The sequence below is a fragment of the Pseudomonas sp. WS 5010 genome (assembly GCF_012985565.1).
Taxonomy (GTDB): domain Bacteria; phylum Pseudomonadota; class Gammaproteobacteria; order Pseudomonadales; family Pseudomonadaceae; genus Aquipseudomonas.
Window position 1 is genome coordinate 217541 of record NZ_JAAQWQ010000005.1, and the last position, 25715, is coordinate 243255.

30 protein-coding genes are annotated in these 25715 nt (G+C 63.4%); 24 read left to right on the forward strand and 6 right to left on the reverse strand.

Translation table 11 applies throughout. The features are described from left to right. The first annotated feature begins 64 nt into the window (after nucleotides 1-64). The 10 genes from ccmA (at nucleotide 65) to HBO11_RS17885 (ending at nucleotide 7424) form a co-directional block, all read left to right on the forward strand. A complete protein-coding gene (ccmA, locus tag HBO11_RS17840) occupies nucleotides 65-700 on the forward strand; it encodes a cytochrome c biogenesis heme-transporting ATPase CcmA (protein ID WP_169955957.1) in 636 nt (211 codons plus the stop codon). Then, nucleotides 697-1365 carry a heme exporter protein CcmB gene (gene ccmB / locus HBO11_RS17845; RefSeq protein WP_029292588.1) on the forward strand — a complete coding sequence of 223 codons (669 nt, stop codon included), beginning with the start codon at nucleotides 697-699 and terminating at the stop codon, nucleotides 1363-1365. The genes ccmA and ccmB overlap by 4 nt, the downstream gene beginning before the upstream one ends. A gap of 85 nt (nucleotides 1366-1450) precedes the next feature. Then, entirely contained in the window at nucleotides 1451-2206 is a 756-nt protein-coding gene (locus HBO11_RS17850; RefSeq protein ID WP_057438825.1) for a heme ABC transporter permease, read from the forward strand. Further along, entirely contained in the window at nucleotides 2203-2379 is a 177-nt protein-coding gene (ccmD, locus tag HBO11_RS17855) for a heme exporter protein CcmD (protein ID WP_029292593.1), read from the forward strand. Before HBO11_RS17850 ends, ccmD begins: the two co-directional genes overlap by 4 nt. Further along, entirely contained in the window at nucleotides 2376-2831 is a 456-nt protein-coding gene (gene ccmE / locus HBO11_RS17860; protein WP_169955959.1) for a cytochrome c maturation protein CcmE, read from the forward strand. Before ccmD ends, ccmE begins: the two co-directional genes overlap by 4 nt. A 3-nt stretch (nucleotides 2832-2834) precedes the next feature. Beyond that, a complete protein-coding gene (locus tag HBO11_RS17865) occupies nucleotides 2835-4823 on the forward strand; it encodes a heme lyase CcmF/NrfE family subunit (protein WP_169955961.1) in 1989 nt (662 codons plus the stop codon). Continuing rightward, nucleotides 4820-5356: a DsbE family thiol:disulfide interchange protein gene (locus tag HBO11_RS17870; protein ID WP_169955962.1), complete on the forward strand. Its 537-nt coding sequence runs from the start codon at nucleotides 4820-4822 to the stop codon at nucleotides 5354-5356. The genes HBO11_RS17865 and HBO11_RS17870 overlap by 4 nt, the downstream gene beginning before the upstream one ends. Further along, nucleotides 5353-5826, forward strand: a complete 474-nt coding sequence (locus tag HBO11_RS17875; protein WP_169955964.1) for a cytochrome c-type biogenesis protein — start codon at nucleotides 5353-5355, stop codon at nucleotides 5824-5826. The genes HBO11_RS17870 and HBO11_RS17875 overlap by 4 nt, the downstream gene beginning before the upstream one ends. Continuing rightward, on the forward strand, nucleotides 5819-7012 hold the full coding sequence (ccmI, locus tag HBO11_RS17880; protein ID WP_169955966.1) for a c-type cytochrome biogenesis protein CcmI: 1194 nt from the start codon (nucleotides 5819-5821) through the stop codon (nucleotides 7010-7012). The genes HBO11_RS17875 and ccmI overlap by 8 nt, the downstream gene beginning before the upstream one ends. A gap of 16 nt (nucleotides 7013-7028) precedes the next feature. Then, nucleotides 7029-7424 (forward strand): hypothetical protein, encoded by a 396-nt coding sequence (locus HBO11_RS17885; protein ID WP_115127676.1) that lies wholly within the window; start codon nucleotides 7029-7031, stop codon nucleotides 7422-7424. Nucleotides 7425-8281: 857 nt separating this feature from the next. On the opposite strand, the gene HBO11_RS17890 is transcribed toward HBO11_RS17885, so the two are convergent. Continuing rightward, nucleotides 8282-8449, reverse strand: coding sequence for a hypothetical protein (locus tag HBO11_RS17890; RefSeq protein WP_169956409.1), 168 nt, complete (start codon nucleotides 8447-8449; stop codon nucleotides 8282-8284). Next, nucleotides 8446-8571, reverse strand: coding sequence for a hypothetical protein (locus tag HBO11_RS28710; RefSeq protein WP_262381071.1), 126 nt, complete (start codon nucleotides 8569-8571; stop codon nucleotides 8446-8448). The genes HBO11_RS17890 and HBO11_RS28710 overlap by 4 nt, the downstream gene beginning before the upstream one ends. A 456-nt stretch (nucleotides 8572-9027) precedes the next feature. Here HBO11_RS28710 and phnC point away from each other — a divergent pair, with 456 nt between their 5' ends. The 14 genes from phnC (at nucleotide 9028) to HBO11_RS17960 (ending at nucleotide 21294) form a co-directional block, all read left to right on the forward strand. Then, nucleotides 9028-9861, forward strand: a complete 834-nt coding sequence (gene phnC / locus HBO11_RS17895; RefSeq protein WP_169956411.1) for a phosphonate ABC transporter ATP-binding protein — start codon at nucleotides 9028-9030, stop codon at nucleotides 9859-9861. A 32-nt stretch (nucleotides 9862-9893) separates the two neighbouring features. Beyond that, entirely contained in the window at nucleotides 9894-10895 is a 1002-nt protein-coding gene (phnD, locus tag HBO11_RS17900) for a phosphonate ABC transporter substrate-binding protein (protein ID WP_169956413.1), read from the forward strand. A gap of 190 nt (nucleotides 10896-11085) precedes the next feature. Continuing rightward, nucleotides 11086-11868: a phosphonate ABC transporter, permease protein PhnE gene (gene phnE / locus HBO11_RS17905; RefSeq protein WP_032859104.1), complete on the forward strand. Its 783-nt coding sequence runs from the start codon at nucleotides 11086-11088 to the stop codon at nucleotides 11866-11868. Between the two features lie 36 nt (nucleotides 11869-11904). Then, nucleotides 11905-12609, forward strand: coding sequence for a phosphonate metabolism transcriptional regulator PhnF (phnF, locus tag HBO11_RS17910; RefSeq protein ID WP_169956417.1), 705 nt, complete (start codon nucleotides 11905-11907; stop codon nucleotides 12607-12609). 11 nt (nucleotides 12610-12620) lie between these two features. Further along, nucleotides 12621-13058, forward strand: coding sequence for a phosphonate C-P lyase system protein PhnG (gene phnG / locus HBO11_RS17915; RefSeq protein ID WP_169956419.1), 438 nt, complete (start codon nucleotides 12621-12623; stop codon nucleotides 13056-13058). Next, entirely contained in the window at nucleotides 13058-13648 is a 591-nt protein-coding gene (gene phnH / locus HBO11_RS17920; protein WP_169956421.1) for a phosphonate C-P lyase system protein PhnH, read from the forward strand. Before phnG ends, phnH begins: the two co-directional genes overlap by 1 nt. Continuing rightward, on the forward strand, nucleotides 13648-14724 hold the full coding sequence (locus tag HBO11_RS17925; protein WP_169956423.1) for a carbon-phosphorus lyase complex subunit PhnI: 1077 nt from the start codon (nucleotides 13648-13650) through the stop codon (nucleotides 14722-14724). Before phnH ends, HBO11_RS17925 begins: the two co-directional genes overlap by 1 nt. Beyond that, nucleotides 14717-15559 carry an alpha-D-ribose 1-methylphosphonate 5-phosphate C-P-lyase PhnJ gene (locus HBO11_RS17930; protein ID WP_169956425.1) on the forward strand — a complete coding sequence of 281 codons (843 nt, stop codon included), beginning with the start codon at nucleotides 14717-14719 and terminating at the stop codon, nucleotides 15557-15559. Before HBO11_RS17925 ends, HBO11_RS17930 begins: the two co-directional genes overlap by 8 nt. Continuing rightward, nucleotides 15520-16329, forward strand: coding sequence for a phosphonate C-P lyase system protein PhnK (gene phnK / locus HBO11_RS17935; protein ID WP_169956506.1), 810 nt, complete (start codon nucleotides 15520-15522; stop codon nucleotides 16327-16329). Before HBO11_RS17930 ends, phnK begins: the two co-directional genes overlap by 40 nt. After that, a complete protein-coding gene (gene phnL, locus HBO11_RS17940) occupies nucleotides 16326-17048 on the forward strand; it encodes a phosphonate C-P lyase system protein PhnL (protein ID WP_169956427.1) in 723 nt (240 codons plus the stop codon). Before phnK ends, phnL begins: the two co-directional genes overlap by 4 nt. Beyond that, entirely contained in the window at nucleotides 17038-18183 is a 1146-nt protein-coding gene (locus HBO11_RS17945; protein WP_169956429.1) for an alpha-D-ribose 1-methylphosphonate 5-triphosphate diphosphatase, read from the forward strand. The genes phnL and HBO11_RS17945 overlap by 11 nt, the downstream gene beginning before the upstream one ends. Further along, a complete protein-coding gene (gene phnN, locus HBO11_RS17950; RefSeq protein WP_169956431.1) occupies nucleotides 18183-18749 on the forward strand; it encodes a phosphonate metabolism protein/1,5-bisphosphokinase (PRPP-forming) PhnN in 567 nt (188 codons plus the stop codon). Before HBO11_RS17945 ends, phnN begins: the two co-directional genes overlap by 1 nt. Continuing rightward, the gene (gene phnP, locus HBO11_RS17955) at nucleotides 18740-19489 is read left to right on the forward strand and encodes a phosphonate metabolism protein PhnP (RefSeq protein ID WP_169956433.1); all 750 of its coding nucleotides are present in this window, start codon (nucleotides 18740-18742) and stop codon (nucleotides 19487-19489) included. Before phnN ends, phnP begins: the two co-directional genes overlap by 10 nt. Nucleotides 19490-19929: 440 nt before the next feature. Continuing rightward, the gene (locus HBO11_RS17960) at nucleotides 19930-21294 is read left to right on the forward strand and encodes a M10 family metallopeptidase C-terminal domain-containing protein (RefSeq protein WP_169956435.1); all 1365 of its coding nucleotides are present in this window, start codon (nucleotides 19930-19932) and stop codon (nucleotides 21292-21294) included. A 42-nt stretch (nucleotides 21295-21336) separates the two neighbouring features. Here HBO11_RS17960 and HBO11_RS17965 read toward each other — a convergent pair whose 3' ends face one another. From HBO11_RS17965 to HBO11_RS17980, 4 genes are all read right to left on the reverse strand, one after another. Next, a complete protein-coding gene (locus tag HBO11_RS17965; RefSeq protein WP_169956437.1) occupies nucleotides 21337-22533 on the reverse strand; it encodes an MFS transporter in 1197 nt (398 codons plus the stop codon). Between the two features lie 243 nt (nucleotides 22534-22776). Further along, nucleotides 22777-23781, reverse strand: coding sequence for a sulfate ABC transporter substrate-binding protein (locus HBO11_RS17970; protein WP_169956439.1), 1005 nt, complete (start codon nucleotides 23779-23781; stop codon nucleotides 22777-22779). 93 nt (nucleotides 23782-23874) lie between these two features. Further along, nucleotides 23875-24699 (reverse strand): ion transporter, encoded by an 825-nt coding sequence (locus tag HBO11_RS17975; RefSeq protein WP_169956441.1) that lies wholly within the window; start codon nucleotides 24697-24699, stop codon nucleotides 23875-23877. Nucleotides 24700-24730: 31 nt separating this feature from the next. Then, nucleotides 24731-25606, reverse strand: coding sequence for an urea transporter (locus HBO11_RS17980; protein ID WP_169956443.1), 876 nt, complete (start codon nucleotides 25604-25606; stop codon nucleotides 24731-24733). Nucleotides 25607-25715 lie beyond the last annotated feature (109 nt).

The following is a 25715-nucleotide window of genomic DNA, read 5'->3' on the forward strand; positions in this document are numbered from 1 at the left end:
GTTATTGTGCATCTCTTTAACGGCCGTTCCGCCGCCGACTTGAACCGTAAAGGCCCGCGATCTTGTGACCAGTCCACTACTTGAAGCCGTTGCGCTTGCCTGTGAGCGAGACCTGCGGATGCTGTTCGAACACCTCGAACTGCGTCTGGCGGGCGGCGATATGGTGCAGATCAGTGGGCCCAACGGCAGCGGCAAGACCAGTTTGCTGCGCCTGCTGGCCGGGTTGATGCAGCCGACGGCAGGCCAGGTGCGCCTCAACGGCAAGCCGCTGCACGAACAACGCACGGAGCTGGCGCGCAACCTGGTGTGGATCGGCCACGCCGCCGGGATCAAGGATGTGCTGACGGCCGAAGAAAACCTCAGTTGGCTCAGCGCCCTGCATCATCCGGCCCCGCGCGCATCTATCTGGCAGGCCCTGGCCGCCGTGGGCCTCAAGGGCTTCGAAGACGTCCCCTGTCATACCCTGTCAGCCGGCCAGCAGCGCCGGGTGGCCCTGGCCCGCCTGTACCTGGAGGGCCCGCCGCTGTGGATCCTCGACGAACCCTTCACGGCCCTCGACAAACAGGGCGTAGCGCAACTCGAAGAACACCTGGCCCGGCATTGCGAGCAAGGCGGCATGGTGGTCCTCACCACCCACCACACCTTGACCCGTATGCCTGCCGGTTACCGCGACCTGGACCTGGGCCGGTGGTCGGTATGAGTGTGTTTGCCCTGTTGGTCGCCCGCGAAGCCCGTTTGCTGTGTCGCCGCCCGGCTGAGTTGGCCAACCCGCTGGTGTTCTTCGCGATTGTCATCGCGTTGTTCCCTTTGGCGGTCGGCCCCGAGACTAAACTGTTGCAAACCTTGTCTCCGGGACTGGTGTGGGTCGCGGCCCTTTTGTCCGTCCTGCTCTCGCTGGACGGGCTGTTTCGCAGTGATTTCGAAGATGGTTCCCTTGAACAGTGGGTCCTTTCGTCGCACCCCCTGCCTCTTCTGGTACTGGCCAAGGTACTGGCACACTGGGCCTTCTCCGGCCTGGCGCTGGTCCTGCTCGCGCCGCTGCTGGCGATGATGTTGGGACTGCCTTCCGAATGCCTGCCCGTATTGCTGGCCTCGTTGTTGCTTGGCACCCCGGTGCTGAGCCTGCTGGGGGCGGTGGGTGCGGCACTGACCGTGGGCCTGAAACGTGGGGGGCTGTTGCTGGCCTTGCTGATTTTGCCTTTGTATATCCCGGTGTTGATCCTGGGCAGCGGCGCCTTGCAGGCCGCGCTCATGGGAATGCCGGCGACCGGTTACCTCTTGTGGCTTGGCAGCCTGACCGCCCTGGCGGTAACCCTGACACCCTTTGCTATAGCGGCCGGCCTGAAAATCAGCGTCGGCGAATAATGAGGTCTGACCCGGTGTTTTCACTGCGTCAGTAAAGACCCTAAGCTTCTTGCAACGACAAGAAGCAACCGTGATGGAAACAGCAATGAACTGGACCTGGTTTCACAAGCTCGGCTCGCCCAAGTGGTTCTATGGCATCAGCGGCAAAATGCTGCCTTGGCTCGCCGTCGCCGCCTTCCTGCTGATCGGTATCGGCCTGGTCTGGGGCCTGGCCTTCGCTCCGCCCGACTACCAGCAGGGCAACAGCTTTCGCATCATTTATATCCACGTGCCCGCCGCGCTGCTGGCCCAGTCCTGCTACGTGATGCTGGCGGTGTGCGGCATTGTCGGGCTGGTGTGGAAGATGAAGCTGGCCGACGTCGCCCTGCAATGCGCGGCGCCCATCGGTGCGTGGATGACGGCGGTTGCACTGCTGACCGGGGCGATCTGGGGCAAGCCGACCTGGGGCTCGTGGTGGGTCTGGGATGCGCGACTAACGTCCATGTTGATCCTGCTGTTTCTGTACTTCGGGCTGATTGCCCTGGGCAACGCGATCAGCAATCGTGACAGCGCGGCCAAGGCCTGCGCGGTGCTGGCGATTGTCGGCGTGATCAATATCCCGATCATCAAGTATTCGGTGGAGTGGTGGAACACCCTGCACCAGGGCGCCACCTTCACCCTCACCGAAAAGCCGGCGATGCCCGTGGAAATGTGGGCGCCGCTGCTGCTGATGGTCCTGGGCTTCTACTGCTTCTTCGGCGCGGTGCTGCTGATGCGCATGCGCCTCGAAGTGCTCAAGCGTGAGGCCCGTACCAGTTGGGTCAAGGTCGAAGTGCAAAACAGCCTGGGAGCCCGTGGATGAGTTTCGCCTCTTTCAGTGATTTTCTCGCCATGGGCCACCACGGCCTGTACGTCTGGACCGCCTATGGCATCAGCCTGGCCGTCCTGGCCCTCAACGTCGTTGCGCCGATCCTGGCCCGCAAGCGTTACCTGCAACAAGAGGCGCGTCGTCTGCGCCGGGAGACCGATAAGTGAATCCGCTGCGTAGAAAGCGTCTGTTGATCATCCTTGCCATCCTGGTGGGCGTCGGCATTGCCGTGGGCCTGGCCTTGAGCGCCTTGCAGCAGAACATCAACCTGTTCTATACCCCGACCCAGATCGCCAATGGCGAGGCGCCGCAAGACACGCGGATCCGCGCCGGTGGCATGGTCGAGGCCGGCTCCCTGAAGCGCTCCGGCGACTCCCTGGACGTGACTTTCGTGGTTACCGACTTCAACAAATCCGTGACCATCTCCTACCGCGGCATCCTCCCGGACCTGTTTCGCGAAGGGCAGGGCATCGTGGCCCTGGGCAAGATCAACGCCCAGGGCGTGGTGGTAGCCGATGAAGTGCTGGCCAAGCACGATGAAAAATACATGCCGCCGGAAGTGACCAAGGCCCTTAAAGACAGCGGCCAATCCGCGCCAACCCCAGCCAAGGAGGGTTAAGCGATGACCTCTACATTGTTTATTCCCGAGTTGGGCCAGTTGGCGATGATCCTCGCCCTGTGCTTTGCCATCGTCCAGGCCATCGTGCCGCTGCTGGGCGCCTGGCGCGGCGACCGGCTGTGGATGAGCCTGGCGCAACCCGCCGCCTGGGGCCAGTTCGCGTTCCTGGCGTTCGCCTTCGGTTGCCTGACCTATGCCTTCATGACCGACGACTTTTCCGTCGCCTATGTGGCCAGTAACTCCAACAGCGCCTTGCCCTGGTACTACAAGTTCAGCGCCGTGTGGGGTGCCCACGAAGGCTCCCTGCTGCTGTGGGCGCTGATCCTCGGCGGCTGGACCTTTGCCGTGTCGGTGTTCTCCCGGCAGTTGCCGCAAGTCATGCTGGCGCGGGTGTTGGCGGTGATGGGCATGATCAGCATCGGCTTTTTACTGTTCCTGATCATGACCTCCAACCCGTTCGAGCGGATCCTGCCGCAGATTCCCATGGACGGTCGCGACCTCAACCCGTTGCTGCAGGATATCGGCCTGATCGTCCACCCGCCGATGCTCTACATGGGCTATGTGGGCTTCTCCGTGGCCTTCGCCTTTGCCATCGCCGCCTTGCTCGGCGGGCGCCTCGACGCGGCCTGGGCGCGCTGGTCGCGGCCCTGGACCATCGTCGCCTGGGCCTTCCTCGGCATCGGCATCACCCTGGGCTCGTGGTGGGCCTATTACGAACTCGGCTGGGGCGGCTGGTGGTTCTGGGACCCGGTGGAAAACGCCTCCTTCATGCCCTGGCTGGTGGGCACGGCACTGATCCACTCCCTGGCCGTCACCGAAAAACGCGGCGTGTTCAAGAGCTGGACCGTGTTGCTGGCCATTGCCGCCTTCTCCCTGAGCCTGCTGGGCACGTTCCTCGTGCGTTCCGGCGTGCTGACCTCGGTGCACGCATTCGCTGCCGACCCTGAGCGCGGCGTGTTTATCCTGATCTTCCTGCTCTGCGTGGTGGGCGGCTCGCTGACTCTGTTCGCCCTGCGCGCACCGGTGGTCAAGAGCCACGTGGGCTTCAACCTGTGGTCGCGGGAAACCCTGCTGCTGGGCAACAACCTGGTGTTGATCGTTGCTGCCTCGATGATCCTGCTGGGTACCCTGTACCCGCTGGTACTCGATGCCCTGACCGGCGCCAAGCTGTCGGTCGGCCCGCCGTACTTCAACGCATTGTTCATCCCGCTGATGGGCCTGTTGATGGTGGTGATGGCCATTGGCGTGCTGGTGCGCTGGAAAGACACCCCGGTCAAATGGCTGCTGGGCATGTTGATCCCAGTGCTGCTGGGCAGTGCCGCCTTGTCGGTGATTGCCGGGATTGCCTACGGCGACTTCAACTGGGCAGTGCTCGCCACCTTCATGCTCGCGGCCTGGGTGTTGCTGGCCGGTGTGCGCGATATCTTCGACAAGACCCGGCACAAGGGCCTGATCAAGGGCCTGCCGACCCTGACCCGCAGCTACTGGGGCATGCAGATCGCGCACATCGGCATCGCCGTGTGCGCCCTGGGCGTGGTGTTGTCCAGCCAGAACAGCGCCGAGCGCGACCTGCGCCTGGCCCCTGGCGAGTCCATGGACCTGGCCGGCTACCAGTTCGTCTTTGAAGGCGCCAAGCACTTCGAAGGGCCGAATTTCACCTCCGACAAAGGCACCGTGCGTGTGCTGCGCAACGGCAAGCAGGTTTCCGTGCTGCACCCGGAAAAACGCCTGTACACCGTACAAAGCTCGATGATGACCGAAGCCGGGATCGACGCCGGGTTCACCCGTGACCTGTATGTGGCCCTGGGCGAACCCCTGGGCGAGGGCGCCTGGGCCGTGCGGGTCCACGTCAAGCCGTTTGTGCGCTGGATCTGGTTCGGCGGCCTGCTGACCGGTTTTGGCGGGTTGCTGGCAGCGATGGACCGGCGTTACCGGGTCAAGGTCAAGAGCCGGGTGCGTGAAGCCCTCGGCATGCAGGGAGCAGCGGTATGAAGCGTTGGTTGATGGTATTGCCGCTGGCGCTGTTTCTGCTGGTCGCGGTGTTTTTGTATCGCGGCCTGTACCTGGACCCGGCCGAGCTGCCGTCGGCGATGATCGGCAAGCCGTTCCCGGCGTTCTCGCTGCCCACGGTGCAGGGCGATAAAACCCTGACCCAGGCCGACCTGATCGGCAAGCCGGCCCTGGTCAACGTGTGGGCCACCTGGTGCATCTCGTGCCGCGTGGAACATCCGGTGCTCAACAAGCTGGCCGAGAACGGCGTGGTGATCTACGGCATCAACTACAAGGACGACAATGCGGCGGCCCTGAAGTGGCTCGCGGAGTTCCACAACCCGTACCAGTTGGACGTGCGTGATGAAGACGGCAACCTTGGCTTGAACCTCGGCGTCTACGGTGCCCCGGAAACCTTCTTTATCGACGCCAAGGGCGTGATCCGCGACAAGTTCGTCGGGGTGATCGACGAAGTGGTCTGGCGCGAACAACTGGCGGCCAAGTACCAGGCCCTGGTGGATGAGGCCAAGCCATGAAGCGCTGGTTGACCGCCGCAGTACTGGCCCTGGGCCTGGTGGGCGTGGCCCATGCCGCCATCGACACCTATGAATTTGCCCGCGATGGCGACCGCGAGCGTTTTCGCGAGCTGACCAAGGAGCTGCGCTGCCCCAAGTGCCAGAACCAGGACATCGCCGATTCCAACGCGCCGATTGCCGCCGACCTGCGCAAGGAAATCTTCCGCATGTTGGGCGAGGGCAAGGACAACCAGCAGATCATCGACTTCATGGTCGATCGCTACGGTGATTTTGTCCGCTACAAGCCGGCGCTGACCGGCAAGACCGCCTTGCTCTGGTTTGGCCCCGCTGCCCTGTTGCTGGGTGGCCTGGTGGTCATGGCCGTGATCGTCCGCCGTCGCCGTGCGGCGCCTACCGATGGTTCTGATGCGCTATCTGCCCAAGAGCGCCAACGCCTCGACCAACTGCTGGACAAAAAAACTGATGATTGATTTCTGGCTCGCAGCTGGCCTGCTGCTCCTGGTTGCCTTGAGTTTCCTGCTGATCCCGGTGTTGCGCGTACGTCGCGCCCAGCGTGAAGAAGACCGCACCGCGCTGAACGTCGCGCTGTATCAGGAACGTGTCGCCGAACTGCAAACCCAACAAAGCGAAGGCGTGCTCAACGCCGCGCAGCTCGATACCGGCCGCGCCGAAGCCGCCCGTGAATTGCTGGCCGATACCGAAGGCGTGGAAAAGCCCCGCGAATCGCGCCTGGGCAAGCCGCTGCCGTTGCTGGCCTCGGTGCTGGTGCCGGTGTTGGGCCTGGGGCTGTACCTGCATTACGGGGCCATCGACAAGGTTGAACTGACCCGCGAATTCGCCCAGCCGCCGGTGTCCCTTGCCGACATGACCCAGCGCCTGGAACGGGCGGCGGCAGCGCAACCGGATTCGGCCGAGGGCCTGTACTTCCTGGGGCGCGCCTACATGGCCCAGGACCGCTCGGCGGATGCGGCCAAGGTCTTCGAGCGCGCCGTGGCCCTGGCTGGCCGCCAGCCGGAATTGCTCGGGCAGTGGGCCCAGGCGCAGTACTTTGCCAACAACAAACAATGGTCGCCGCAGCTTCAGGCCTTGACCGACGAAGCGCTGAAGCTCGATCCGAAAGAAGTCACCAGTCTCGGCCTGCTGGGCATCGCCGCCTTTGAAGGGCAGCGTTACCAGGAAGCTATCGACTACTGGAATCGTCTGTTGGCCTTGTTGCCGGAGAAAGACAACTCCCGCGCAGCACTGCAAGGCGGCATCGACCGTGCGGCCGAGAAGTTGAAAGAGGGCGGCGCTGCCGTCGCGCCAACGGCCAAGACCGCCGTGATGAAAGTGCGCGTGGACCTGGCGGCCGACGTCAAAGCCCGCGCCCTGCCGACTGACAGCGTATTCATCTTCGCCCGCGCCGTTTCCGGCCCGCCGGCGCCACTGGCCGCCAAGCGCGTGACCGTGGCCGACCTGCCGGTGACCGTCGAACTGGGCGATGCCGATGCGATGATGCCGCAGTTGAAACTGTCCAACTTTCCCGAAGTCCAACTGGTTGCGCGCATCTCACGGGCCGGTCAACCGACTGCCGGCGAGTGGATCGGCCGCAGTCAACCCCTGGCCAGCAGCACCACCGCGACCCAGCAGTTGACCATCGACAGTCCGGATAAATAATTTCGAGGAAATCCCCATGACCGCCATCGCTCGTATCACCCTGCTCAGCCTGGTATTGGGCTTGAGCGCTTGCGCGGTTCATCGGCCACCTCCTGCCCCTACGGGCCCGACCATTCCACCGTCGGGCCCCTCGACCCAACCGGTAACCAAACCTTCCGGCCCGGTCACCGCCCCCGCCAAGCCCTTGCCGAGCAAGTCCCCGACCTTCGCCCCACCCCCCGGCGCTGCCAGCCACTGGGACGGCAAGATGCAGGTGTACGTGCTGGACGAACAACCGGACACCTTCTACCGCCAGCGCACCTATTACCGCTGGAGCAACGGCTGGAGCCGCTCCATCAGCCCGAACGGGCCCTGGGAAGAGACGAATGTGCAGGGTGTACCGCCTGGGTTGAGCAAGCAGTACGCAAAATGATCTAAGGCGACCTTCAAACGGTCGCCTTTTTTTATGACTTGAAATCCAATCCAAATGTGGGAGCTGGCTTGTCGGGTCGCCGCATCGCAGCATAGGTATCTACACGGCTTGCTCTTTTTGGTTATTGGGTGTGAGTACATATCCGTTGCTGCGGTTACGGCGGCTATTGGTTCCGCCCTTACGGCGGGTCACTTTCGAAGAGCGCGAAAGTAACCAAAGCGCTTTTGCCCCACCACTCGGTGCCTCGCCTAGGCTCGGCATGCCCGCAGTCAGGCATTGCTCCGTGGGCCCGCCGCGATCGGCCATCCCTGGCCGTGTCGCGGCTACCCCGGCATCCATGCCGGGGTGCCCACTGCGCAATACCTGCCTGCGGCCAGCGTGGTTTGACGGGGCGCCTAAGATCAAAAGCCAGATCAAAAGCAGTGCAACAGCAGAGCAACAGCAAAGCCAGAGCGCGAAGCTACATTCCCCTGTAGGAGCTGGCTTGCCTGCGATGGCGGTGTATCAGCCAATACATTTATCGACTGATACACCGCCATCGCAGGCAAGCCAGCTCCCACAGGAGTCCGCGCACGCCTCGATGATCAGGTCGGCTGTCAGGCCGCCTCGCTTTGCTTGTGATTTTGATCTTAGGCACACCGAGCCTAGGCGAGGTGCCGAGTGGTGGGGCAAGAGCCCTTTGGTTACTTTGGGCTGGGCCGGCACTCCGGCTCTTTTCCAAAGTGACCCGCCGTAAGGGCGGAACCCTAAGTGGCCGTAACCGCAGCAATGGATATGTACACAGACCGAGAAGAGAGTTGTGTAGATACCTATGGCCATCGCAAGCAAGCCAGCCCCCACAGGGATTCACTTGGCCGTCAGGCCGCCGGGTATTCCCGGTGCAACGCTGCCTCGACTAACAACTGCGCGATCTCGATCAATTGCACCACCGCCATCACCTGCTTACGGCTCGAGCCTTCAAGATGCTCGGTGCAGTCGTACGCACTGACCGCCGCCGACTCGAGCATTTCACAGGCGTTGCTCAACGCCTCTTCGGTGCTGAGACCGGCTGCGAATGCAGTGCGTATTGCTTGAACGCACGTTGTGCCGCTTCGTGGAGTTTGCTGTCGTTCAGGGAGTAGGCCGGGCTAGGCGTGACTTTTTTCATACGGTTGCTCCTGGAGTTAAAGGAGCCGCCACAATCACTTCCACATGATGGGTGGCGACTGTACGCAGGTGTGGAAGACCGGACTCCAGGACCCCGGCGCACCCGAAGGTGCCCCGCGCACAGCCGCCATATAGCTGCGTGAAAAAGGGCGACGACCGAGGAATGGAGACCCGGCAGGGCTGGGCCCTCCTGCGTACAGCTCGCCCAACATGATGTGTGCCTGTTAAATGATGAGCCGTAGGGAAAGTCCTGTTTTGATCATCCCCACACGGAGCATGGGAGCGATCCTCATATGCATGGGAATTGTCCTTCGGCTGTTCCAACCTTTCATAAAACCTTCATCAAACCGCCCCCCTGCCGTCATGTGCAAGTCATAGCCCTGACACCTCCCGCGCCTACTGTCGTTTGAACTCAAACACAGCCCCGCAAGGCTGTTCAAACCAGACAGAGAAGCCCATGAATCCCGCTATCCATGTCGATCGCCTGAACAAGACCTTTGCGAAGAAAACCGCGTTGGTCGACCTCGAACTCACCATCGCCAGCGGCGAGATGGTCGCCCTGATCGGTGCGTCCGGCTCCGGCAAGTCCACGTTGTTGCGCCACCTCGCGGGGCTGGCCTGTTGCGACAAGGGCAACGGCGGCAGCGTCAAGGTGCTGGGCCGGGAGGTGCAGGCCAGTGGGCGGTTGAATGGCAAGGTGCGGCGGTTGCGCGCGGATATTGGCTACATCTTCCAGCAGTTCAACCTGGTCAATCGCCTGAGTGTGATCGACAACGTGCTGCTCGGTTGCCTGGGCCGGGTCCCGCGCTGGCGCGGCAACCTCGGGTTGTTCAATACCGAGGAAAAGCAGTTTGCCATGGAATCCCTGGCACGCGTCGGCCTGGCGGACCTGGCCCAGCAGCGCGCCTCGACCCTGTCCGGTGGCCAGCAACAACGGGTGGCGATTGCCCGGGCGTTGACCCAGCGTGCCGACGTGATCCTCGCCGACGAACCCATCGCCTCCCTGGATCCGGAGTCGGCGCGCAAGGTCATGGAGATCCTCGCCGATATCAACCGCCGCGACGGCAAGACCGTGGTGGTGACCCTGCATCAAGTCGATTACGCCATGCGTTATTGCCCGCGCGCCGTGGCGCTCAAGGGCGGGCGCATTCATTTCGATGGGCAGGGCCGCGAGATGAGCAGCCAGTTTCTCAACGACCTGTACGGTGCCGACGTCGACACCAGCCTGATGTTTTGCGAACCGCCGCGCCGTTCCGAACTGCCCCAGCGCCTGGCCCTGGCCCGCGCTTGAACCCCCACTCACGATCCCTAGGAGTCGCCTGCATGTTGAACCGTATCGGTCATGTTTTCCTGTCTGCCGTGTTGTTGGCCAGCGTCGCCATGGGCAATGCCCAGGCCGCCGACAAGGCCATCAACTTCGGCATCATGTCCACCGAGTCTTCGCAGAACCTCAAGAGCATCTGGCAGCCGTTTCTCGACGACATGCACAAGAAGACCGGCCTGACCATCAACGCCACCTTCGCCTCCGATTACGCCGGCCTGATCCAGGGCATGCGTTTTAACAAGGTCGATGTGGCCTGGCTCGGCAACAAGGCAGCGATGGAGGCGGTGGACCGCTCCAACGGCGAGATCTTCGCCCAGACCGCCGCTGCCAACGGCGCCGCCGGCTACTGGAGCCTGCTGATCGTACGCAAGGACAGCCCGCTCAACTCCGTCGAAGACATGCTCAAGAACGCCAAGAACCTGACCTTCGGCAATGGCGACCCGAACTCCACCTCGGGCTACCTGGTGCCGGGCTACTACGTGTTCGCCAAGAACAATGTGGATGCCGCCACCGCCTTCAAGCGCACGCTCAATTCCAGCCATGAAGTCAACGCACTGAGCGTGGCCAAGGGGCAGTTGGACGTGGCCACCTTCAACACCGAAAGCTGGGACCGCCTGGAAGTGACCCAGCCGGACAAGGCCGCCCAACTCAAGGTGATCTGGAAGTCGCCGCTGATCCCCGCCGACCCGCTGGTGTGGAGCAAGGCCCTGACTGACAGCGAGAAGAGCAAGATCCGCGATTTCATCTTCAGCTACGGCGACACCGATGAAGAGAAGGCGGTGCTCAAGAACATGCAGTTGGGCAAGTTCCTCGCGTCCACTGACGACCAGTTGCTGCCGATCCGCCAGCTGGAACTGTTCAAGCAACGCACCACCATCAGTGCCGACAGCAAGCTGGCCGAGGCAGATAAAGCCAAGAAGCTGGCGCAGATCGACGCCGACCTGGCCACGCTGCAACAGCGCCTGAGCGAGCTGGACAAGAAACCCGCCGCCAACGGCTAACCCCCCTGTGGGACCGGAGCCTATGTGTGAACTGAGCCTATGTGTGAACGGGCTTGTGTGGGAGCGGGCTTGCTCGCGAAAGCGGTGAGTCAGTCGCTGGATGTGTTGAATGACACACCGCTTTCGCGAGCAAGCCCGCTCCCACACACACACACATAGGCCCAGCTCCAACCATTATCGAGAGTGATCCATGACGACCTTGCACGCTGAAGCCGTGGGTAAAAGAACCTGGCCGCAATACCTCGGCTGGGGCCTGTTCCTGGTGCTGCTGGCCTGGGCCTGGAAAGGCGCAGAAATGAACCCGCTGGCGCTGTACCGCGACTCGGGAAACATGGCGACCTTCGCCGCCGACTTCTTCCCGCCGGACTTCCACGAATGGCGCTCCTACCTCAAGGAAATGATCGTCACCGTGCAAATCGCCCTCTGGGGCACGGTGCTGGCGATTGTCTGCTCGGTGCCCCTGGGCATCCTCTGCGCCGACAACATCACCCCCTGGTGGATTCACCAACCCCTGCGCCGGGTGATGGATGCCTTCCGTTCGATCAACGAAATGGTGTTTGCCATGTTGTTCGTGGTGGCGGTCGGGCTTGGTCCGTTTGCCGGTGTGTTGGCCCTGTGGATCAGCACCACCGGGGTACTTGCCAAGCTGTTTGCCGAAGCCGTCGAGGCCATCGACCCAGGCCCGGTGGAAGGGGTGCGCGCCACCGGTGCCAGCGCCTTGCAAGAGGTGATCTACGGCGTGATCCCGCAAGTCATGCCGCTGTGGGTGAGCTACGCGCTGTACCGCTTCGAGGCCAATGTGCGCTCGGCGACGGTGGTGGGCATGGTCGGCGCGGGCGGCATCGGCGTGATCCTGTGGGAGAACATCCGCGCCTTCCAGTTCGTGCAGACCTGCGCGGTGCTGCTGGTGATCATCGTGGTGGTAAGCCTGATCGACGTGCTGTCCCAGCGCCTGCGCAAGCGGTTTATCTGACCTTGGAGGGGTGCCTGCGGGCGCTTTTTTTAAAGCATGCAGTTGTCTAGACAAGATGAGCCGGTGTACCGCGAACTCGCCGATATCCTGCGCCGCGAACTCAGCGGCTACCAGGCCGGGGAGTTCCTGCCGGGCGAGGTGCAGTTGGCCGAACGCTTTGGCGTCAACCGCCACACCCTGCGCCGCGCCATTGATGAACTGGTGTTCGAAGGCAGCCTGCTGCGCCAGCAGGGCAAAGGCACCCAGGTGCTGGACCGGCCGCTGATCTACCCGATGGGCGCCGACACCGCCTACAGCCAATCGCTGTCGGCCCTGGGGCATGGCGTGCAGGCGCTGCTGCTCAAGCGCCGCTACTGCTACGCCAGCCGCGAAGAAGCGCAGCACCTGGGCATCGCCGAAATGGCACCGATGATCGAGCTGCAAACCCTGCGCAAGCTCGACCAGCAGCCCGTCAGCCTGATCCGCCATCGCTACTGCGCCAGCCACGCGCCGTTGCTGGCGCACTACAACGGCGGCTCCCTGCGCCAGTACCTGCGCGAGCGCGACCTGCCGCTGACCCGCACCCTGAGCCTGATCGGTGCGCGCCTGCCCAACCGTGATGAAGCCGCGCTGCTGATGATGCCCCGGCACTTGCCGGCCTTGACCGTATTCACCCTTTCCCGCGATCGCGATGGCCGCCCGGTGGAGCTGGCGCAGTCCACCAGCCGTTCGGATCGCTTCCAGTACCAGGTGGTGACTTGATGGAGACCCCGATGAATCTGTCCCCGCGTCAGCATTGGATTGGCGTACTTGCCCGCGCCCAGCTCAATGAACTGCAACCCCACGAAGCGGCATTGAAGGACGCCGAGTACCAACTGATCCGCGCCCCGGAAATCGGCATGACCCTGGTGCGCGGGCGCATGGGCGGCAATGGCGCGCCGTTCAACGTCGGCGAAATGACGGTGACCCGCTGTGTGGTGCGCCTGGCCGATGGCCGCACCGGCTACAGCTACCTGGCGGGGCGCGACAAGGTCCACGCCGAACTGGCGGCCCTGGCCGATGCCCATCTGCAAAACGCGCAGCCGAGCCCTTGGCTCACGGATTTGATCAGCGCCCTGGCCCAGGCCCAGGCCCGGCGTCGCGCGCAAAAAGAAGCCGACACCGCGGCCACCAAGGTCGAGTTCTTCACCCTGGTGCGAGGAGAAAACTGATGCACGCTCAATTATTGCAACCGGCGTTTGTCGACCCGGTACTGGATGCCCAGCGCAGTTTTCGCGCGGCGCTCAAGGCCTTGGCCGAGCCGGGTTTGCTCCAGCACTTGCCGGCAGCCCCGCACCTCGATGGCCTGGCGCCCGCCACCTATGCCTTGTGCCTGGCGCTGCTGGATGTCGACACGCCGCTGTGGCTGGCACCTGGCTTCGACACGCCGCTGATCCGCGCCAACCTGGCCTTCCACTGCGGCTGCCCGTTGGTCGCGCGCCGGGAGGAGGCTGCGTTTGCCTTGCTCGGCGAGCCGGACCTGTTCGACCTCAGCGGCTTCGACCACGGCAATGATCGCTACCCCGACCAGTCCTGCACCTTGCTGGTCCAGCTTACTGACCTGGACGCCGGGCGCGCCTTGCTCTGGCGCGGCCCGGGCATCCAGGCCCAGCGCCGGGTGCAGGTGCCGGTGCCGCCGGTGTTCTGGCTGGAGCGCCAGCGCCGTGAAGCCTTCCCCCGTGGCCTGGACGTGTTGTTCAGCGCCGGCCATCACCTGCTCGGCCTGCCGCGCAGCAGCCGCATCACACAGGAGCACGCCTGATGTACGTAGCCGTCAAGGGTGGCGAACAGGCCATCGACAATGCCCACCGCCTGCTGGCGAAAAAACGCCGGGGCGACCCGGCCGTGCCGGAGCTGCGCGTCGAGCAGATCCGCCAGCAACTGCCCCTGGCCGTGGCGCGGGTGATGAGTGAAGGCTCGCTGTACGACGAAGAGCTGGCCGCGCTGGCAATCAAGCAGGCGGCGGGGGACCTGGTAGAAGCGATCTTCCTGCTGCGCGCCTACCGCACCACGTTGCCGCGTTTCAGCCCGAGCCTGCCGATCGATACCGCGCAGATGTCGTTGAGCCGGCGGTTGTCGGCCACCTTCAAGGATGTGCCCGGCGGCCAGTTGCTCGGCCCGACCTTCGACTACACCCATCGCCTGCTGGATTTCGCACTGCTGGCCGAGGGTGAGTATCCAGGCCCGCAGACCACGGCGGATGCGCAACTCGAACCGTGTCCACGGGTGCTGGGGTTGCTGGCCAAGGAAGGCCTGATCAAGCACGAGGCCGACGACCACGCCCGCGTCGCTGACATCACCCGCGACCCGCTGGAGTTCCCCGCCAGCCGTGCCGAACGCCTGCAAGCCCTGGCCCGTGGCGATGAAGGGTTTTTGTTGGCGCTGGGCTATTCGACCCAGCGTGGCTACGGGCGCAATCACCCGTTTGCCGGGGAGATTCGTATCGGTGACGTAGAGGTCTGGATCGATCCCGAAGAGCTGGGCTTTGCCATTTGCCTGGGCAGCATCGAAGTCACCGAGTGCGAGATGGTCAACCAGTTCGTCGGCTCAGCCACCGAGTTGGCGCAGTTCACCCGCGGCTATGGCCTGGCGTTCGGGCATGCCGAGCGCAAGGCCATGGGCATGGCCCTGGTGGATCGCTCGCTGCGTGCCGAGGAGTACAGCGAAGAGATTGTCTCGCCGGCCCAGCGCGAAGAATTCGTGCTGGCCCACTGCGACAACGTCGAGGCGGCCGGTTTTGTCTCGCACCTCAAATTGCCTCACTACGTGGACTTCCAGGCCGAACTGGAACTGATCCGCAAACTGCGCCAACCGGCCGAGGGCACCCGCCATGAATGACGCCGCCTACAACTTCGCCTACCTCGACGAACAGACCAAACGCATGATCCGTCGCGCCTTGCTCAAGGCCGTGGCGATTCCCGGTTACCAAGTGCCGTTCGGTGGCCGCGAGATGCCGTTGCCCTACGGCTGGGGCACCGGCGGCATGCAATTGACAGCGGCGATCCTCGGCGCCGACGACGTGCTCAAGGTCATCGACCAGGGCGCCGACGACACCACCAACGCCGTGTCCATCCGGCGCTTTTTTGCGCGCACCGCCGGCATCGCCACCACCGAAGCCACCCCCGACGCCACGGTGATCCAGACTCGCCACCGCATCCCGGAAACCCCGCTGCAGGCCGGGCAGATCATGGTCTACCAGGTGCCGATCCCCGAGCCGCTGCGCTTTATCGAGCCTTCGGAAACCGAGACCCGCACCATGCACGCCCTCAACGATTACGGGGTGATGCACGTAAAACTCTACGAAGACATCGCCACCTTCGGCCACATCGCCACCGCCTATGCCTACCCGGTGATGGTCGACGAGCGCTATGTGATGGACCCCTCGCCGATCCCCAAATTCGACAACCCGAAACTCGACATGAGCCCGGCGCTGATGCTGTTCGGTGCCGGCCGCGAAAAGCGCCTGTACGCGGTGCCGCCGTACACCCAGGTCAGCAGCCTGGACTTCGAGGACCACCCCTTTGAGGTGCAGAAATGGGAACACCACTGCGCCATCTGTGGCAGCCATGAATCGTTCCTCGACGAGCTGATTCTCGATGACGCCGGCACCCAGAGTTTTGTGTGTTCCGACACCTGGTACTGCGCCCAACGGGTCAAGGAGAACAACCAGTGAGCCAGCCGTTATTGCAAGTGCGCGACCTGTCCCTGCTGTATGGCCCGCAGAAGGGCTGCCAGGAGGTGAGTTTTGATCTGTACCCCGGCGAAGTGCTGGGGATTGTCGGCGAGTCCGGTTCGGGTAAATCCACCTTGCTCTCGCTGTTGAGCGGGCGCTTGCCGCCCCAGGCCGGCAGCGTCGGCTATCGCAGCAAGGACGGCGAATGGCTGGACCTCTATAGCGCCAGCGAAGCCGAACGCCGCACTTTGTTGCGCACCGAATGGGGCTTCGTTGAGCAGAACCCTCGCGACGGCCTGCGCATGGGCGTGTCGGCCGGCGCCAACATTGGCGAGCGCCTGATGGCCCAGGGCGTGCGCAACTACCAGCAACTGCGCGGCGCCGGCCTGGATTGGCTGGGCCAGGTGGAGATCGACCCGCAGCGCATCGACGACCTGCCGCGCACTTTCTCTGGCGGCATGCAGCAGCGCCTGCAAATCGCGCGCAACCTCGTTTCCAGCCCGCGCCTGGTGTTTATGGACGAGCCCACCGGTGGCCTCGATGTGTCGGTGCAGGCGCGCCTGCTCGACCTGCTGCGCGGCCTGGTGCGCGAGCTGGACCTGGCGGTGGTGATCGTCACCCACGACCTGGCGGTGGCGCGCCTGCTGGCCGATCGCCTGATCGTGATGCGCCGCTCGCGGGTGGTGGAAACCGGGCTTACGGACCAGATCCTCGACGATCCACAGCACCCTTACTCTCAACTGCTGGTGTCCTCGGTATTGCAGCCATGACAAGTGCCTTGATCGAGGTCCGCGACCTCTCGAAAACCTTCACCTTGCACCAGCAGAACGGCGTGGTGCTCAACGTACTGCGCGGGGTGGCGTTCAGCGTGCAGGGCGGTGAATGCCTGGTGCTGCACGGCCAGTCCGGTGCCGGTAAAAGCACCTTGCTGCGCACCTTGTATGGCAACTACCTGCCGGCCGGAGGCAGCATCCGCGTGTGGCATGCCGGGCAATGGCTGGAACTGGTGGGCGCAGCCCCCCGGGACATTCTCCAGGTACGCCAGCAGACCCTGGGCTATGTCAGCCAGTTTTTGCGGGTGATCCCCCGGGTTGCCTGCCTGGATGTGGTGATGGAGCCCGCGCTGGCCCGTGGCTGGACGAAGGCTGACGCCCAGGCCCGTGCCGAGCATTTGCTGGCGCGCCTGAATATCCCCCGGCGCCTGTGGCAACTGGCGCCGGGCACGTTCTCCGGGGGCGAGCAGCAGCGGGTCAATATCGCGCGTGGCTTCATGGTGGCTTGGCCGGTGATGTTGCTGGACGAACCGACAGCCTCCCTGGATGAGCGCAACCGCCAGGTTGTCCTGGAACTGATCAACGAAGCCAAGGCCGGCGGTGCCGCACTGATCGGCATCTTCCATGACCGTGCCGCCCGTGAGGCGGTGGCCGACCGCCATTTGGACATGACGCCCGCTGTGATCACCGATGAGGACTACGCCGATGCCCGCTGAACAGATCCTCAGTAATGCCCAGTTGGTTACCGCTGATCGTGTATTTCTCGGCAGCCTGGTGCTGCGTGACGGGGTGATCGTCGACCTCGCCGAAGGCCGCAGCCAGCTGCCCCAGGCCCAGGACCTGGGCGGTGATTTCCTGCTGCCGGGGTTGGTGGAGTTGCACACCGACAACCTGGAAAAACACATGACCCCGCGGCCCGGCGTGGACTGGCCGTCGATCTCGGCGGTGCTCAGCCATGACGCGCAGATCATCGCGGCCGGTATCACCACGGTGTTTGATGCGGTGTCCATCGGCGACGTGAACCCCAAGGGCAATCGCATGCAGAAACTGCCGGCGATGCTCAATGCCATTGCCTCGGCGCAAGAGGCCGGCCTGACCCGCGCCGAACACCGCCTGCACTTGCGTTGCGAGTTGTGCCACCCGGACACCTTGAGCGTGTTCCGCGATCTGGTGGAAAACCCGCTGGTGCAATTGGTGTCGGTGATGGACCACTCGCCGGGCCAGCGCCAGTTTGTGCTGCAGTCCAAGTACCGCGAGTACTACATGGGCAAGTACCACCTGGACGAGGCAACCATGGATGCGTTCGTGGTGCTGCAAATGGCCAACTCCAAGACCTACAGCGACCGCTATCGCTCAGCCATCGTCGAGCATTGCCTGGCGCGTGGCTTGTCGGTGGCCAGCCATGACGACGCGACCCTGGCCCATGTCGAGGAGTCGGCGCGCTACGGCATGAACATCGCCGAGTTCCCCACCACCCTGGAAGCGGCGCGCGGATGCCGGCAATTGGGCATGAAAGTGCTGATGGGCGCGCCGAACGTGGTGCGTGGCGGGTCCCACTCGGGTAATGTGGCCGCCGCCGGCCTGGCCGCGGAAGGATTGCTGGATATACTTTCCAGTGACTACTACCCGGCTAGCCTGTTGCCAGCGGCCTTTGCCCTGGCGGCCCAGGACAATGACTGCGATCTGCCCCAGGCGATCCAAATGATCAGCCTGGCCCCTGCGCACGCGGCGGGCCTCAGGGATCGCGGGGAAATTGCCCTGGGCCTGCGCGCGGACCTGGTGCAAGCCAGGGCCCAGGGCGGGCTGCCGGTAGTCCAACAAGTCTGGCGACAAGCCAAGAGGGTGTTTTGATGGCGGGCAGGTTGATCTATCTCATCGGGCCATCGGGTTCGGGCAAGGACAGCCTGTTGGATGCCGCGCGCGGGCCATTGGCCGAGCGCGGTTGCCGCATTGTGCGACGGGTCATCACCCGTTCGGCCGAAGCGGTGGGCGAGGCCGCCCAGGGTGTGAGCCCCGAGCAATTCGCCGCGCTGCAGACCGAGGGCGGCTTTGCCCTCAGTTGGCATGCCAATGGCTTGTCTTATGGCATTCCACGGCAGATCGACGACTGGCTGGCGGCTGGCGACGATGTGCTGGTCAATGGCTCCCGTGGCCATCTGGCGCAAACCCGCGCGCGTTATCCGACGTTGTTGGTGGTCTTGCTGACCGTGGACCAGGCGGTATTGCGCCAACGCTTGCTGGCGCGGGGGCGTGAGTCGGTGGCAGAAATCGACGCGCGCCTGGCACGCAATGCGCAGTTTCGCGACAGCCTGCAGGCCGCGCCCGGGGTATTGCTGCTGGATAACTCCGGGCCGTTGGCGCACACCGTCGCCCGGTTGCTCGAGTGTCTGGACGAGGGGCACTCGGCATGCGCCTGACCCTGCTGGGCACCGGCGACGCCCGCCAAGTCCCGGTGTATGGCTGCGAATGCGCGGCCTGCGTCCTGGCGCGCAGCGATGAGCGTTTGCGCCGCCGCGAGTGCAGCGCGCTGATCGAATGCGGCGACCAGCGCTGGTTGATCGACAGCGGCCTGACGGACCTGACCGAGCGTTTCCCGCCCCGCAGTTTCAACGGCATTTTGCAGACCCACTACCACGCCGATCATGCCCAGGGCCTGCTGCATCTGCGCTGGGGCCAGGGCCTGATCATCCCGGTGCATGGCCCGGCAGACCCCGAGGGCTTGTCGGACCTCTACAAACACCCCGGCATCCTCGATTTCAGCCAGCCCTTTGCCGAGTTCGAGACCCGGCAATTTGGCGAGATGGCGGTCACCGCGTTGCCCCTGCAACATTCCAAGCCGACCTTCGGCTACCTGCTGCAAGGCCAGGGACGGCGCCTGGCGTATCTGACCGACACCACGGGCCTGCCCCCGGCGACCGTCGACTGGCTGCGGCGTGAGCCCCTGGACGTGCTGGTCATCGACTGCTCGATGCCACCGCAACCCCAGGCGCCGCGCAATCACAATGACCTGACATTGGCCCTGCAATGCATCGACGCGTGCGGCGCCGAGCTTGGCGTACTGACCCACGTCGGGCACACCCTGGATGCCTGGCTGTTGCAGCATCGCAGTGAACTGCCGCCGCATGTGACGGTGGGTTGGGATGGGCGGGTGCTCTAGCTCAAGGGGGACCTTGGGGTTACGCTGAAAATGGCGAGCGAATATTTCTCGGGATGGAGAACATGTCCCGTAGGGCATTCGGCTTTTGCTGGCATTTTTTTAATCGCCGTCAGCCACTTGAACGGGTTTTTTCGAGGTCGATTCACGGGGCTGGAGTGTAAGAGTCCATGTGTTTTGTGAGCAAATCCCACAGCAGGCCAAAACGTTTCAATCAGACTTAAAACCCAGGTGGCAAGGCAGGTTTCCTGCATGAAAGATTAGCCGCAGATGACGGTGGTCCAGGCAGTTTTCACTGATGTTGGGCGCTGTTACTCCAGCCACTAATCGTTTCGGAGATCGCCATGTGTCAGATAGGCCACGCAGGTACTCACCCAGCTCACCATCCAGCAGAAACGGACCCGCCGTCCAAGGCGCAGTTTTACGGCCGTGGAAAACGCTCCTTGAACACCGATCAGGTCGCAAGGCACCTGACGCGCAGTGGTATGCGCTTTTACGATCGAGACCGGGACGGCAAGACCCAGGTTTCTTTCAATCTTCGCGGGTTCACCGAACCACAGAAAGGCTGTGCCCGCCGGGCCATGGAGGCTTGGCAGGACGTAGCCGATATCAGCTTTCATGAAAATGCGCGCAAGGCAGATGGATCGATTCAAGTCACTGGTTCCAATCGCATGGAAAGTGGCGTGGCATGGGGTCCTGATCGGCATAACTCCGGCGCGCGCGCCATGATCGGGACACGCCGGGCGGCACATGCACCTCAGGAAGGGAGTTATTTCAACACCACCATGGTGCATGAGATCGGCCATTGCCTGGGGCTGGCCCACCCCGGGGAGTACAACGGCGGGGGGACGTACGAAAGGGATGCGACGTTCGCGCAGGACACCCGGGCCGGCACGGTCATGAGTTACTGGGCCGAGACCAAGCACGCCGGTCATGACTTCCGGGGGCTGATGCCCTCGGCACCGATGATGCATGACATCGCGGCGATTCAGAAAATGTATGGGGCCAACCACAAAACCCGTAGCACAGACACAACCTACGGCTTCAACTCCGATACCGGGCGTGACGTCCTGAGCCTCAAGAATGCACGCGAGGCGGCGCTGTTTTGTGTGTGGGACGGGGGCGGCAACGACACCCTGGATTTTTCCGGGTATGGGCAGAACCAGAAGATCGACCTCAATGCAGAATCATTCTCGGACGTCGGCGGCCTGCGCGGTAACGTCTCCATCGCCAAGGGCGTGACCCTGGAAAATGCCGTCGGCGGTTCTGGCAATGATGTGCTGACGGGCAATGATGCGGACAATCGCCTCAAGGGCGGCGCCGGGGCAGACAGGCTGCGCGGGGGGGAGGGCGCTGACACTTTCGTTTACGACAAGGCCAGTGACTCCACGCCGCGCAACCCTGATCGGATCGCGGATTTTACTAGTGGTACCGACAAGATCGATGTGTCCGGGGCCCTGAGAGAAGCCGGTATCAAGGGCCTCACGTTCTCCAGTCAATTCACCGGGAAGCCCGGCAATGCGGTGCTCAGCTACCAGGAGAGTACCGGGCGTGGCAGCCTGGCGATTGATATGAACGGCAATGGCAAACCTGATCTGCTGGTGATCACCACCGGCAAAATCGCACAGGCCGATATCGTGACGGGAGGGCAGGCGCCCACTCCGTCGCCGCGACCTACGCCTACGCCGGCCCCCGTACCGGAGCCAGGAACCAGCGCTTCGCTCCTTGCGACGGTAGCGAGTTTTCTCCAGCAAACCCTCACCCTGTTCCAGTCGCTCTTGCGCATGCTGGAGAAGAGCCACCGGTGAACCCCAGGCCGGGGCCCGAGCGTACTGGCGTCGTGTCGAACGTCAGGCGCTCACCGCCGATGCCGCCCGAGACACACTCAAGAACCGCAACAGCGCCACCAGCGGGAACAGGCTGCCCACCACGATCACCCCAAGCCAGCCGCCGTGCTCATACACGCTGCTGGCAATCGCTGAGCCGAAGGCGCCGCCGATGAAAATGCTGGTCATGTACAGCGCGTTCAGGCGGCTGCGGCTATGGGCGTCGAGGGCGTAGATGCTGCGCTGGCCAAGGACCATGTTCATCTGCACGCAGAAGTCCAGGACCACGCCGGTCACCGCCAGGCCAATCACGCTGTAGATCGGGTGGATAAACGCCGGCAGAAAACTCAGCGCGGCAAACAGCATCGCCAGCAGCGAGGCGCGGTGGGTATGGCCAGCATCGGCCAGGCGCCCGCTGATAGGGGCGGCAATGGCGCCGAGGGCACCGACCAGGGCAAACAGGGCAATTTCGCTTTGGCTCAGCCCATGGTTACGCGACAGCTCCAGGGGCACGGCGGTCCAGAACAGGCTGAAGGCCGCAAACAGGCAACCCTGGTAGAACGCCCGTTGACGAAGCAACGGTTGTTCGCGCAGCAAGGTGCCCAACGAACGCAGCAACTGGGCATAGCTGGCGCTGTGATCCGGCTGGCGCTTGGGCACGGTCAACAGCAGTACCACGCTGATCAGGACCATCATTGCCGCCGCCGCCATGAACATCGCGCGCCAGCCGAAGTGGTCAGCCACCAGGCTGGACACCGGCCGTGCCAGCAGGATGCCCAGCAACAGGCCGCCCATGATGCTGCCCACCACCCGGCCACGGGATTCGGCGGGCGCCAGGTGCGCGGCCAGGGGAATCAGAATCTGCACCGACACGGAGCTGAAGCCGATCAGCAACGACACCAGCAGGAACAGGTTCGGCTGCTCGGCAAAGGCCGCGCCCAGCAGGCTGGCAATGGCGACCACGGTGGTGGTGATCATCAGCCGGCGGTTTTCCAACAGGTCGCCCAGCGGCACCAGGAAAAAAAGGCCCAGGGCGTAGCCGATCTGGGTCAGGGACACGATCAGGCTGGCCATGGCCGGCGTCAGGCCGATGTCCGGGGCAATCAGTTCAATGATCGGTTGGGCGTAGTAGATATTGGCGACGATAGCGCCGCAGCAGAACGCGAACAGCAGCACCATGCCACGGGTCATGGTGGCGGTCGCGGGCGGAGTAGCGGTCATGGTGTTCTCGTTAAAACGGGGAAGGAGGATGCGAAGGGTAAAGGGTAGGCGAGGGACGAGGTAAGTGTTACTGATGATTTCAGACATGCCTGGCATTAATGTCTTGCGCACAACCCAATGTGGGAGCGGGCTTGCGCGCGATGGCAGCGTATCAGGTTAGAAATACCTGGCTGATACACCGCTGTCGCGACGATGCGGCGATCCGACAAGCCCGCTCCCACATTGTTGAGCGTGTCCGGTCAGTTACTGGCCGTTGTAGATCTGGTCGAACACTCCACCATCATTGAAGTGGGTCTTCTGCACGGTGCGCCAGTCACCAAAGGTCTTCTCCACCGACAGGAAGTCGACTTTCGGGAAGCGATCGGTGTACTTGGCCAGCACCTTCGGGTCCCGTGGACGCAGGTAGTTGTTGGCTGCAATTTCCTGGCCTTCGGCCGACCACAGGTATTTCAGGTAGTCATCGGCCACTGCACGGGTGCCCTTTTTATCGACCACTTTGTCGACCACCGACACCGGCGGCTCGGCTTCGGCAGAGACGCTTGGGTAGATCACTTCGAACTGGTCGCGGCCGAATTCACGGGCAATCATTTCCGCTTCGTTTTCAAAGGTCACCAGCACGTCGCCGATCTGGTTGGTCATGAAGGTAGTGGTCGCGGCACGGCCACCGGTATCGAGCACCGGAGCTTGCTTGAACAGCTTGCCGACAAAGTCCTTGGCCTTGTTTTCATCGCCGCCGTTCTTGAGCACATAGCCCCAGGCCGACAGGTAGGTGTAGCGCCCGTTGCCGGAGGTCTTGGGGTTGGGCACGATCACCTGCACGCCATCTTTGAGCAAGTCCGGCCAGTCTTTGAGGGCCTTGGGGTTGCCCTTGCGCACGATAAACACGGTGGCGGACGTGAACGGTGCGCTGTTGTTCGGCAGGCGGGTGACCCAGTTGTCGGGCACCAGTTTGCCGTTGTCCGCCAGGGCATTGATGTCGGTGGCCATGTTCATGGTGATCACGTCAGCCGGCAGGCCGTCGATGACCGAGCGCGCCTGTTTGCTGGAACCGCCGAAGGACATCTGCAAGGTCAGCTTGTCGTTCGGGTGTTCGGCTTGCCAGTGCTTCTGGAACGCCGCGTTGTAGTCCTTGTAGAAGTCACGCATCACGTCATAGGAGACGTTGAGCAGGGTGGTCGAGGCGGCCTGGGCGCCGACAGACAGTGCGAGGCCTGCGGCCAGGAGCGAAGCGCTAACAAGTTTTTTCACTGCTCATTCCTTGTTGTTCGAGAAGGTAGTGGCTTATAGCCCACGACTATAGCCGGGGCGGCATAGACGCTTAAAGATTAAAAAGAACTTTGCTTATTCCACTTTTTTATAGAGGCCGTTGCCACAGCGTGAACAGAAGGCCGCATTGGGTTCGTGGCTGCTTTTCTGGCACACCGGGCAGTCGTGTTGCAGTTGCTCGCCGCGCATGGCGTTGGCCAGTTCGGCGGTAAAGATCCCGGTGGGCACGGCGATGATCGAGTAGCCGGTGATCATCACCAGCGAGGAGATCACCTGGCCCAGCGGGGTCTTGGGCACGATGTCGCCAAACCCCACGGTGGTCAGGGTCACGATAGCCCAGTAGATGCCCTTGGGGATGCTGGTAAAGCCGTGCTCCGGGCCTTCGATCACGTACATCAGGGTGCCGAACACCGTTACCAGGGTGCAGACGCTGACCAGGAACACCACGATCTTCTGCTTGCTGCCGCGCAGCGCCGACATCAGGTAGTTGGCCTGCTTGAGGTAGGGGCCGAGCTTGAGCACCCGGAAGATCCGCAACATGCGGATGATGCGGATAATCAGCAGGTACTGGGCGTCGCTGTAGTACAGGGCCAGGATGCCGGGGACGATGGCCAGCAAGTCCACCAGCCCGTAGAAACTGAAGGCATACCGCAACGGTTTGGGCGAGCAATACAGGCGCAGGCCGTACTCGATGAGGAAAATCAGCGTGAAGCCCCACTCGATATAGGCCAGCACATCGGCGTAGTTCTGGTGGATCTGGTCGATGCTGTCGAGCATCACGATCACCAGGCTGGCGAGGATGATCAGCAGCAAGATGCCGTCAAAACGCCGCCCGGCCACCGTGTCGCTCTGAAATACCATGACGTAGAGCCGCTGGCGCCAGTCGTTGTTGCTGTCCATGAAGTCCGCCTGAATCGTAGGTCTGCGAAGCCTAGGGGGATTCGAACGGGCTGTCCACGTTGACCCTGTGCCGCAGGCGCAACGTCGCGCGCACCAACCAGCAGGCGAGGATAAACGGTGCAGTCAGCGGCGCCAGGTGCAGGCCGGCAAAACCCGGGGCAAGCAGGCTGGCCAGGAGGATGCCGAGCAACGGCAGCCAGGGTTGGCGCCGGTAGTGGCTGAGGGCCAGGGCGGCAAGTGCCGGGTTATAGCTGTGCAGGCCGAGCAGGGCGCCGGCGGGGTCGTCGAGCAGCAGGCCGAGCACCACGCCGCTGCCGGCCCCGAGCATCGCCCACAGCGCCGCGCGAGGACTGGCCAACAGCAGGCCAAGGGCTATCAGCAGGCCGGCCAGCGGTCGATCCAGCAGCACGACCTGGCCCAGCCCGACCAGTGGCGCGCTCAGCCAGTCCAGGGGAGTGGCGGCAATGAGGGGCAGGGTGGCCGGTGAGACCGTGCCGAGCAGCAGCCAGCCTAACCCGACGAAGGGCACCGTATAGGCGGGCAGGTCATCGCCATGGGCCATGCGCTTGACCCATTGCCGGGTCAGGATCGCACTCAGGCCGCCGCACGCCAGGATCAGCGGCGGCAGCAATGCTGACCAGGCAAAGTGCTGGCCGATCAGCAGCCCCAGTAACACACCGTTATAGCTATAGAGCCCGGCCTGGCGCTCGGCCTTGGGATAGTCGCGGCGCTGGGCCGTGAGCAGGCCGGCGACCCCGCCCAGCAGCGCACCGCCGAGCAGGGCCGGGGCGCAGGCGAGGATCGCCAGCAGGCAGAGCAGGCCACACAGCGGGTGGCGTTGCAGGAAGATCTGGCTGAAGCCGTTGAGCAGGGCTTCGGCCCAGTCGGGGCAGGTTGGGTTGGGCATGGTGGGTAAGTCAGTAAGACCGAGTTGCCCCCATCGCGAGCAACCCCGCTCCCACATTTTGATCTGCGAACACGGTCAAATGTGGGAGCGGGCTTGCCCGCGATAAGGC